Below are 9291 nucleotides of genomic sequence, written 5' to 3'. Positions count from 1 at the left end.
ATCAATGACCTTTTTGCCGACATTCAGGAGCTTGCCGCAGGTTGTCGCTTTAACGACTGCCAGCACGAGACCGAGCCGGGATGCTCTGTATTGAAGGCCGTTGAACAAGGTGACCTCGATGCTGTTCGGCTAGGGAGATGGCGTAAACTCTTGGCCGAAGATGCCTTCAACTCGGCCAGCCTTGCGGAACGCAGGTCGCGAGACAAGGCGTTCGGGAAGATGGTTCGCGGCGTCAAGAAACACAAAGATGTCAGGAGGTAAGACGATGACGCAGTCAAAAGCCGGGCAGGTCGTGTGGCACGACCTTTTTACCTCGGACAGAAAGCGTTCGATGGATTTCTACCAGCGCATCGCCGGCTGGACCTACCAAGTAGAGCGGGCGACAGACTTTGCTTGGGGCGGCGGTGAGAAAGATTTCGTCCTTGCGCTATGTGTTGACGAAGCGGGCGCTGGTTTCGCCGAGACACCTCCAGACTATGAAAATGGTTGGATCGCCTACATTGAAGTCCCCGACGCCGATGTCGCCTTGAAGCGAGTCGATACGCTCGGAGGTAAAATTGTTCGAGAGCCATTCGAGGTTCCTGGCGTCGGTCGCAATGCGCTCGTCCGCGATCCGCTCGGCGTGCTATTCGGACTTTCCCTATCACGGCACAACTTCCCTGTGCCGCGCCGACAGTTCGGGCCTGAAGTCTATGTCAGCAACGATAGTGAGTTTCCGGAAGCGTTTTATGCTGAGCTTTTCGAATGGCAAGTCTCTACGGGATGCGCGCCGGGATGCGTCTCGTTCGCCGGGCCTTCGGGCGAAGTTGTTGCCGTTCGATATGCCTCAACTTGGCCACGAAGCACAAACGCGGCTTGGGTGCCGAGCATCAAGGTTGCTTCCGTCGCTGATGCGAGTAGATTTGCGGAGGCCAATGGTGCGCGTCTGATGTCTCCGAAGGCACATAAAACTGTTCGAGCCCATGGCGTTGTTATTTGCGATCCAGACTACGCTTTGTTTGCGCTCGAAGTCGGGTAGACAAACACTTTCCGTCAGCGCCCAGCTTCTTTTTTTGGAGATGCAAAGTGGACATTTGTCCGCTTTGCAGCATCCTGTATTTTGGACTTTCTGCAGAACTCGGAGGCAGCGCAGCAATCCTCTGATATGGTGCCACGTCAACGTTGGGTTGTCGCTTTAGGAGGGCATGGCGGATTGGCGAAGCAGTCATGGAAACACCAAACCTATCAGCCATTCGCGCGCTTCGCCCAGCTTGGAACAAAGGACGTATCGTTGGCCAGAAACGACCGCTGAAGCCAAAGCACGTCTGGCGATCCGAGTTCGACTTGAACTGGCCGAGAACCATCGCGACCTCGCGCTGTTCAATATGGCAATGAAGAAGCGGATGGGGCGACCGAGGCTGTCAGTAACAGCGTGCAGTTTCGTATCCATGCCACCCTTGGTACGCTCGATCAGCCTGCCGCGCTCCCTTTTTTCAACCGCAGGCTGGAGGCCGTGCGGTGCGCCTTGAGATACGTTGCGTCAATCAATTTCGTCTTATGAATCGTGCGTTCGGCAGCCAGTCCGTTCATGATCCGAGCGAACACCCCCATATCGCTCCATCGTTTCCAGAGATTGTACAGCGTCTTTGGCGGCCCATATTCACGAGGCGCATCAGGCCACCGCAACCCATTGCGATTAATGAAAATAATTCCACTTAGAGCACGTCGGTAGTCAACCATCGGCTTGCCACGGCTCTTCGGAAAGTAAGGCTGAAGGCTCTCCATCTGTTCGTCAGTCAGCCAGAATAGATTGCTCACGATACAACTCTGAAACTCAGGGGCTTGAATCATGCAACCGAGACTGCGGCAACAAATTTACTGGGTCCAGAATCTTGTACGTAAAGGGGCTTCCGGCCAAACGCTGGAATGCCCAATCCAGAACACGCTGTCTTAGAACACTATCGCACGGGTCTCTTCTTTAAACTCAAACCGACTTTGAGGAACAACATCATTGGACTTTCACTCAATGTCTTAGAGAAGACCAGACTCTGATGTCGAGACAGCATTGAGGTCTGCTCGTGCCTCGAAAGTGACCGATGCTTAATCGGTCCTGGTCCACCTGTGCTCAACGTCCATTAGGCTTGATCCATCGTCAAACACTTCCATCTCGCGACCAATTTCGACGAGCCCCTCACGGCGATAAAACCGTCGAGCATCTTCATTTTTTTCATACGACCATACTGTGATCCACTGTCGATCCCTCTTGGCGAGATCTAGCAAAGCCTTGCCTAAGCCATTGCTGCGGGCGTACTTAGCGACGTAGAGCCCAGTAGTGTTTCGCTCGGTACGGGCACAAAACCCCAAGATTTGTCCATCTTTGTGTGCTACCCAGCCGATCTCCTCATCGAATATGCTGCACCAAAATTCCGTCATAGGAGCAAGGTTATCTAGGGGGACCATCCACGGTGTTTCAGCACCCCAATCTTGAATAATCTGGGAACAGGCCTCAGCATCCGATGGCTCTGCCAGACGAAACTCACAGTTCAACTTACCGAACATGAACCGCCTCCCTTGGGTTGTTGATTGTCTGCATCGAACGGCGTCTTTGGTCCCGAGCTATGTGAGTTCAGCTAGTCCCTGATTTTTAACGCGCAACGATTGGCATGTTCGATGAGCCACGTCGTCGTATCAGTTGGTAAAGCACAATGACCGGTTAGGGCCATACTGGCCTCTATTTCGATACTGTCCAAATGTGAATCGATTTTTGTTCTATCGTTGGATGCTTTCAAGATAGAACAGCAGTCCGGCAAGCTCTCGCGGCGTCGGAGTTAGAACGCCGTCGATTTTGACTGGGACAAGGTCTTCTGCCATCGCACCGCCAAACTCAGGCATCACCCTGGAGCTGCTCTCGGGTTCAAGTGTTCCATGAAACGCTTAATCGTGCCGCCTTTACCGGCCGCATCACGTCCTTCAAAGAGCAATGCGAATTTCTGTCCGGTCTGCTGCGCCCAAATCTGGACTTTGAGCAGTTCTGCCTGGAGCTTAGCTTTCTCGGCCTCGTATAAGCGTCGGGCCATTTTCTTTCGATACGGGTATTCACCGGTTTCGAAGGCGTGGCGAACCTTTTCAGGGCTCGGGCTCGACTGTATCCCATTCACAACCAGCTTTGCTTTGTCTGATGCCACCGAACTGTTTGCGTCTAGTTTGACGCTATTGGCCGTCGCCATTCCCATGCTTTCATCTCCTGTCCCTATGCTTGCGAGGGCACTAGCAGATTCCGGTTTCAAGCGCTTTGATCAGGGTCAACGAACCGTCACAAACCATTTCTTTGTGGTCATCCATTGTGACCCGTCGAAACAGCAATCCGATGCTTCAGCCGGATCGCAGCTATGAGAGACAATATTCAGGCAGACCTTAGAACGTTCCCTCAATCAAGTAGGGTCCAGCATCATCGAGCCTTTCAATGCTGACCTTCGGTCTATTTTCAGTTCTCCGTCGCCGCCATTTCTTCGATCAACGCTTCGGCTAGAGCTGTTTCAAGACGGCTCACAAAGTCATCGCTATCATCAACCGCCGCAACGTCCGAGTTGATTTGGAACGCCACCGTAATCCCGTATTGCGAATAGTGCCGCAAGCTTGAGACGTATCCAGGGACCCAGCCTCCGTGACCATAGACAGGACCCAGAGATGTGGCGGCGTAAATCGCGATCCCGCTGCCGTAGAAGATACCGGGCATGTCTGGATCGACAGGAACCGCTGCGAGTAGCTGATCCAAGTAAGGCGCATCTAATGCTTGCTCCGTGAACAGAGCGTGTCCCCACCGCGCAAGGTCGAGTGAAGTGGTAGCGAATCCTCCACCCGTCCATTCGATTGCGGGATCCCACAGCAGAACTCCGTTTTCGTCCGTTGTGCGTGGCGGTAGCCCGAACGAGTTCATCTCTTCGGTATAGCCCGCTGCAAGACCATGGATATTTGGGCTGTTTGACGGGCTGATCCCGGTTAGGTCCAGCGGAGTCAAAAGCCTATCTTGCGCAAGGGTAAAAACGTCAACTCCGGAGGCTGTTTCGATTACCAACCCGAGTAACAAATAACCTGTGTCACCATAAGACCATGCCGTACCGGGGGCGAAGAGGGGCTCTGTGTCCAGAATGAACGCAATCACCTGTTCTGGCGATGCGTCCCCAGAACGGCTCATCGCAATCAGATGTTCAGAGAATCCGTCCATATGGACATGGTCGGGTAGACCTGCGCTGTGGGTCAGTAGATGCCCAAGCGTAATGTCGTGTGCATTCGGTACGCGATCATACCAGGGTAAATGGCCCAGATAACTGGATACAGGATCATTACGGTTGAGAAGTCCTTCACTTTCCAAAGATAGAAACAAAGCCCCCCAAATCGTCTTCCCGATGCTTGCGGCGAGCATCTTACTGTCCGGGGTCATTGGCTTCTCAAACTCCACATCAGCAAAGCCTACAGCAACTGAGCCTGTTGTACCGTCAGCTAGGGCATAGGCGGCTGTAGCTCCCGGAAAGCCGAATTGGCTGCGAAATGTGGCTAGAACGTGCTTCAATCTGGAATCCAGATCACTCGGATTGGTCTGAGCCAAAACGATTGGACTGACAAAGAGATAGAACGCCAGTCCGATAAGAACAAACACACGGGTCATATTTGTCGCTCTCGATCAAAGGGTATCACCTGTGTGACAGAGCCTGAACGAGACAGCATTGTCTGCCGGTTCCAGAACACGACGACGCAGGTTACGGCAATCAGAATGTAGGTGTCATAAGGTTGGGCGTCAGGCCAGAACGGGTTGATCAACTGCCAGTGAAACAACATGGGCCAGAGCAAACTGCCGCGCGCTGCGTTGAACAGCGGTGTGATCAATATCCCCAACGTGATGTTGCCAAGAAAAAATGGCAGAAAATCCCAGCTTTCAAACACAACACCCGACAAGAAGAAGGCTGGCAAGTGCCAAAGACCCCAAATAGCGCCAATGATTGCTCCGGCCCATAGGGGCGCCACGCGCCGTTGCAAAATGGGTTGCGCAAAACCACGCCAGCCAATCTCTTCCACCGGTCCGAGGAACAACATCAGCATCATCAGGACAATCATGGACCCTGCCTCTCCCGGCGGGATAGGGGTCAGAATCGGACCCCCCTTGATCAGCGATCCCATGGCAAACACCACAGGGACGCCGATCAAGACGAAACCGGCCCAAAGCGATGAACCACGCCAGAGGAGAAGCCGGGACAAGAACAGCTTCAATCCTCGTACGCCTGCAAAGGCAAACACCCACACAAGTGCGGAGAGTGCTGGTGCCCATGTCGCGAGAAAAAAGAACGGGTGCGCGCCGCTCAGGGCGCCAAACTGGTTCGCCGCCCATTCGGGTACAATGATATAAATCCCAACCACACCCCAGGTGATGGCAAAGGTCAGAATGAAGAATCCTGTTAACGCTCGTGTGGGGACAGTAGGCGTTGGTCCTGGGGCGGTAAGGGTTGCCAATACATCTCTCCTTCTATCCGGGAAGTTCCAACGGGCCGGTGCGGCCCCCAAGGGCCCGATATCCCGGTTCAAAGAGGCATGCTTTATTTCACCACTTGGACTGGGTTCATAAAACGGAAACTGTTCGGGGGAGCTCCGAGGGTCTTTTCGATGATGGCCTGGACAACTTGCCGCCGCTTTCGCAGTTCGGGTTCGGAGAACCCGAACAGGTCTCCATCAGTTAAAAACTGTGCCCCTGTGAACAGGAATTGGATTGTCTCCAGCGGGTCCTCGACGGAGAATACGCCTTCTCGATTTCCTTGCTCGGCGATCTTTGCCAGAATAGGAGAGAGGCGCAGAACGGTCTGCACATTGGTCAGTTCATGTAACTCACGGTTCTCGGGTAGATGAAGCATCTCAGCCACTTCAAGCGAGGTATCATCCCCGATATGGCTGCGGGACAACAGTGCTTCCATCTTCTGCATCGCGCTGAGCTCAGGGTCGTCAGCGACGGCTTTGGCCAGATCGATGATCTCGGACAAGGTCTGCTCGACGACGGCCTCCAAGATCTCGGGTTTGGATTTGAAATAGTAATAAAAGGTACCTTTCGCGACACCAATTTCCTGAATGATCATCTCCACTGAGCATTTTGAATAGCCGACCTCACGAAACAGCCGGTTGGCTGTTTCGATGATTTCGGATCTCCGTTCACTGCGTGTCTTGGTTATACGGGCCACAATAGTCTCCTTGTCAGGGTTGATAGCTTATGACTGACCGTCGGTCAATGACATTGAACTTACTCAGTTCGTCATGATCCTGACGGCGCAGCAGGCACATGGCTTTATGTTTTTCGCGTGATTTTAACGTATTAACACGATTTTCTCAGCAGAACGGTAGCTCGCTCATCATTAAAGAACAAATTTCGCATTGACTCGACTGACCGTCAGTCATATTTCGAAATGAAGGATAAGTCGAACGATCCAAAGAAAGGATTTGATGTGAGGCACCGTTTCAACCTGCGTATAGCGCCAGCATGTTTTGCACTCTTCATTGGAGCTCCGGGGAGTGCCCAAACAGCAGCCACGTTACGGGTGTCGGGCGATGTGGCGATTGCATACCTAGGAATGTCGGACACAGATCTGGACAGCGGCGGTAGCATCGAGTGGTCACGAGATTATGCTCAAGGTGGGTTCAGCATCGCCAAATCCGAAAATTTTTCCATGGGGTTTGAACTCGGTGTCGGCCAGACCCGCTATTCCTTTGGATCCGGGTTTTCAGTGCTGGGCGATACAGATGTCAATGAAGCCAGTCTTGCCTTTCCAATGCGCGTTGTTCTGGACAGTGGGGCGCGAATACTCGCTGTTCCGCAAATCAGCTACGCGGCAGAGAGTGGCGCCGACACTGGAGACAGTTTGACTTATGGTATTCTTGCCGGGATTGCATGGGAGGTCTCGCCAACCCTGACCATCGGCCCGGCCTTCGGGCTTCAGTCCAGCCTGAATGACGGAACAATCGCCTTTCCATTTCTGTTGATCGATTGGGAACTAACCGAAAGGCTGACATTCAGCACGGGTTCGGGATTTGCGGCGAGTCGCGGGCCGGGCCTCCGACTGGCTTACCAGATGTCAGATAGGTGGGAGCTTGGTATTGAGGCCCGGTATGAGGAGTTCGAGTTCCGGCTTGCCGATGACAGTTCCGTACCGGACGGTGTCGGAATAGATCGGTCTGTGCCACTGGTTTTGACAACGAGCTGGTCTCCCACAGAGCGGTTCACACTATCAGGCTTCGCCGGGGTTGCTTTGGGCGGCGAATTCTCCGTTGAAAACAACCAAGGAGACGAGATCTACAGTTCAGACTTTGACGCGGCACCTATATTCGGAGCGCTGGTGCGATATCGATTTTGAGCGCAGTTTTTTAAACGAGCTTGGCAATTGCATATGGTGGCATCTACTTTAAAACGACGTCCCGCAACGGTCGACGGATGGCCTTGATTACTTGTTCCCTAGGCTTCCCCATCCGCATCAGGATCTGAGGAAGGCCGTCTAACTTCAATGCGTCAGTGAGTTGAATTCGACATTCAGGCACTTCAATCGGTTGGTTCAGGTATCCTGCCTGGAACCCGGCCTTGGCTGCCGTGAGCAATACACGTTGCAGTGCTTGACCCGCCCAAAGCCAATCTCGAACTGCGTCTCCTTGCGTTGTGAGTATGACGATAAGTGGCGCGTGATCGGCCAACTCATGATCCTTTGCTGCAATTCCACTTCCCAAATCAAACCGTCGCACAATCATCCTCGCAATTGGGGCGGCAAGCTCATTCAAGGCGAGCCCATCGCCTTGGCGGCGCGGATGCATCCACATTGCCAGCTCGCGCCGCCAGCTTGGGTCAGACCACTGAATTGAGTCAGCTTTGGCGACACACTGAGCAACAGTTTTACGATCTCGCGAGTCTGATACAAACCGAAGCGCCGAGTTCTCGATGTGGGCGGCGGATTGTAGTTCAGTCAAAAGTTCAGTTGGGACCGAAGTTTCCTCAAAGCGTGTGCGAAAGGTACGCCGTCTCTCAATGGCGGATGCCAGATCTGAAAGCGGCTCATCGGGGTTTGCGTCAAAGGCCACCTCGACCAGAAGGTCGTTGTCCTCACTGTCTGGCTCGATCGTCACGCTGCAGCCATATCCCGCAGCTCCCGCTGTCGACCGCAAGTTCATCAAAGCGCAGCCGCAACTGATGACCAACTCTCGATCATCTGGATCGTTGACCGGCAGAGCCCGGGTTCTGTCTGCAAACAGTCTGACCCCGTTGTCCCTGATCTGAAACATCCAAGGTTGTGTATTGTGGCTAGATGGCGCGAGTATCGCCTTCCGAACGAAGGCTTCAATTTCTGATGCGCCGGGCATCGTTATTCCTCATCTGCGAAAGGGATCGTTGTGTGACTCGACGGTTGGTTTATCGGTTGCTCGACAACGTTCCCTTGATCTCTGACAAGTAGCGACAGGATTCCACAAAAGGCGAAGACATGGCGGGCTGGTTGTCCAAACTCTCGAATGCGACATCGAAAAGCGCTGATCAATTGAGTGCACCGGGAAACAAACATTTAAGGCTTGGTCAGTACGTGCGGTCCTTTGTGGGGCCTCCACTGATCGTTTTGAGCTTCAGCTCAGGTTTATGCCGCAGATCGGTTAAAAATTTGAAACGATGCGTCCTAAGGGCCAGACGCCGGATAAGGTGAGCAAACAAATGGCGAGGGCAATGAACTGCCACTCTGCGCTTGAGTTCTGTGGCATATACACCAGAAACCGGTACGACATATACGCCACGAACAGTGCAAAAACGATACCGATAGCAGCCACACCCCGAATGTAGCTTGGTGAGCGAACGTGTAGCTTTCTGATTGAAGGAACAACCATGGCGGCCACACCGGCGCCGGATGCAATTGCAACCGCTCGATAGGGTTGATCTATCAGCAAAATGGTGATGCCGTAGGAGAAGGCGACCGAAAACAACACAACACCCGTACCCACGCGCCAGTTATCGCTTTGATGGGCAAATGCGAGGTGAATTAGGCTCGCCCCAACAAACGCCGCTAAAGCATAGTACTCGTAGAAGTACCGCGGTGCGCCTGCCAATCCGTCGAGCATACTGGCTGCAAACATCACTGCCGCGAGCGCCGCACCAGTGGATACATACCCAATTATTCGATCAACCATTCGCAATGCTCTCTCTAACAGCATTTTTCATTGTTTTGAACGGCGTTGACACTGCTGGTTCGGTATCAGCCGAGATTACCTCACGGACACTTAATGAGTTTGCTCAAAAGGACCTCTTCAAAA

The 9291-nt window shown here is 53.2% G+C and carries 9 protein-coding genes and 4 pseudogenes; 4 read left to right on the top strand and 9 right to left on the bottom strand.

The window, feature by feature from the left end; translation table 11 throughout:
- From AC2FNU_RS12825 to AC2FNU_RS12815, 3 genes and pseudogenes are all read left to right on the top strand, one after another.
- Window positions 1-261: pseudogene (locus AC2FNU_RS12825) on the top strand (ribosome small subunit-dependent GTPase A); the annotation flags it as partial.
- A 4-nt stretch (window positions 262-265) separates the two neighbouring features.
- Window positions 266-1018 (top strand): VOC family protein, encoded by a 753-nt coding sequence (locus AC2FNU_RS12820; RefSeq protein ID WP_496788779.1) that lies wholly within the window; start codon window positions 266-268, stop codon window positions 1016-1018.
- Between the two features lie 188 nt (window positions 1019-1206).
- Window positions 1207-1385 (top strand): annotated as a pseudogene (locus tag AC2FNU_RS12815) (integrase); the annotation flags it as partial.
- On the opposite strand, the pseudogene AC2FNU_RS12810 reads toward AC2FNU_RS12815, so the two are convergent.
- The 7 genes and pseudogenes from AC2FNU_RS12810 to AC2FNU_RS12780 all read right to left on the bottom strand — a co-directional run.
- Window positions 1370-1797, bottom strand: a pseudogene (locus AC2FNU_RS12810) (IS5 family transposase); the annotation flags it as partial. The pseudogenes AC2FNU_RS12815 and AC2FNU_RS12810 overlap by 16 nt on opposite strands.
- 282 nt (window positions 1798-2079) lie before the next feature.
- Window positions 2080-2538 (bottom strand): GNAT family N-acetyltransferase, encoded by a 459-nt coding sequence (locus AC2FNU_RS12805; protein WP_496788778.1) that lies wholly within the window; start codon window positions 2536-2538, stop codon window positions 2080-2082.
- Between the two features lie 210 nt (window positions 2539-2748).
- Window positions 2749-2871, bottom strand: a complete 123-nt coding sequence (locus AC2FNU_RS12800; protein ID WP_496788777.1) for a hypothetical protein — start codon at window positions 2869-2871, stop codon at window positions 2749-2751.
- Between the two features lie 8 nt (window positions 2872-2879).
- A pseudogene (locus tag AC2FNU_RS12795) lies at window positions 2880-3212 on the bottom strand (polyphosphate kinase 2); the annotation flags it as partial.
- Between the two features lie 251 nt (window positions 3213-3463).
- Window positions 3464-4645 carry a serine hydrolase domain-containing protein gene (locus AC2FNU_RS12790; RefSeq protein ID WP_496788776.1) on the bottom strand — a complete coding sequence of 394 codons (1182 nt, stop codon included), beginning with the start codon at window positions 4643-4645 and terminating at the stop codon, window positions 3464-3466.
- Window positions 4642-5484, bottom strand: a complete 843-nt coding sequence (locus AC2FNU_RS12785) for a CPBP family glutamic-type intramembrane protease (RefSeq protein ID WP_496788775.1) — start codon at window positions 5482-5484, stop codon at window positions 4642-4644. Before AC2FNU_RS12785 ends, AC2FNU_RS12790 begins: the two co-directional genes overlap by 4 nt.
- Before the next feature lie 83 nt (window positions 5485-5567).
- A complete protein-coding gene (locus AC2FNU_RS12780) occupies window positions 5568-6200 on the bottom strand; it encodes a TetR/AcrR family transcriptional regulator (RefSeq protein WP_496788774.1) in 633 nt (210 codons plus the stop codon).
- Between the two features lie 387 nt (window positions 6201-6587).
- On the opposite strand from AC2FNU_RS12780, the gene AC2FNU_RS12775 reads away from it, so the two are divergent.
- Window positions 6588-7367 carry a hypothetical protein gene (locus AC2FNU_RS12775; protein ID WP_496788770.1) on the top strand — a complete coding sequence of 260 codons (780 nt, stop codon included), beginning with the start codon at window positions 6588-6590 and terminating at the stop codon, window positions 7365-7367.
- Between the two features lie 43 nt (window positions 7368-7410).
- Here the strand turns inward: AC2FNU_RS12775 and AC2FNU_RS12770 are convergent, their stop codons facing one another.
- Together AC2FNU_RS12770 and AC2FNU_RS12765 are read right to left on the bottom strand one after the other, a co-directional pair.
- On the bottom strand, window positions 7411-8358 hold the full coding sequence (locus tag AC2FNU_RS12770) for an Acg family FMN-binding oxidoreductase (RefSeq protein WP_496788766.1): 948 nt from the start codon (window positions 8356-8358) through the stop codon (window positions 7411-7413).
- A gap of 282 nt (window positions 8359-8640) precedes the next feature.
- Window positions 8641-9168, bottom strand: coding sequence for a hypothetical protein (locus tag AC2FNU_RS12765; RefSeq protein ID WP_496788763.1), 528 nt, complete (start codon window positions 9166-9168; stop codon window positions 8641-8643).
- Window positions 9169-9291 lie beyond the last annotated feature (123 nt).

It is taken from the genome of Ruegeria sp. BHSB064 (genome assembly GCF_059613205.1).
Note: the sequence above shows the minus strand (reverse complement) of the source record. Positions and strands in the feature narration are given on the sequence as shown.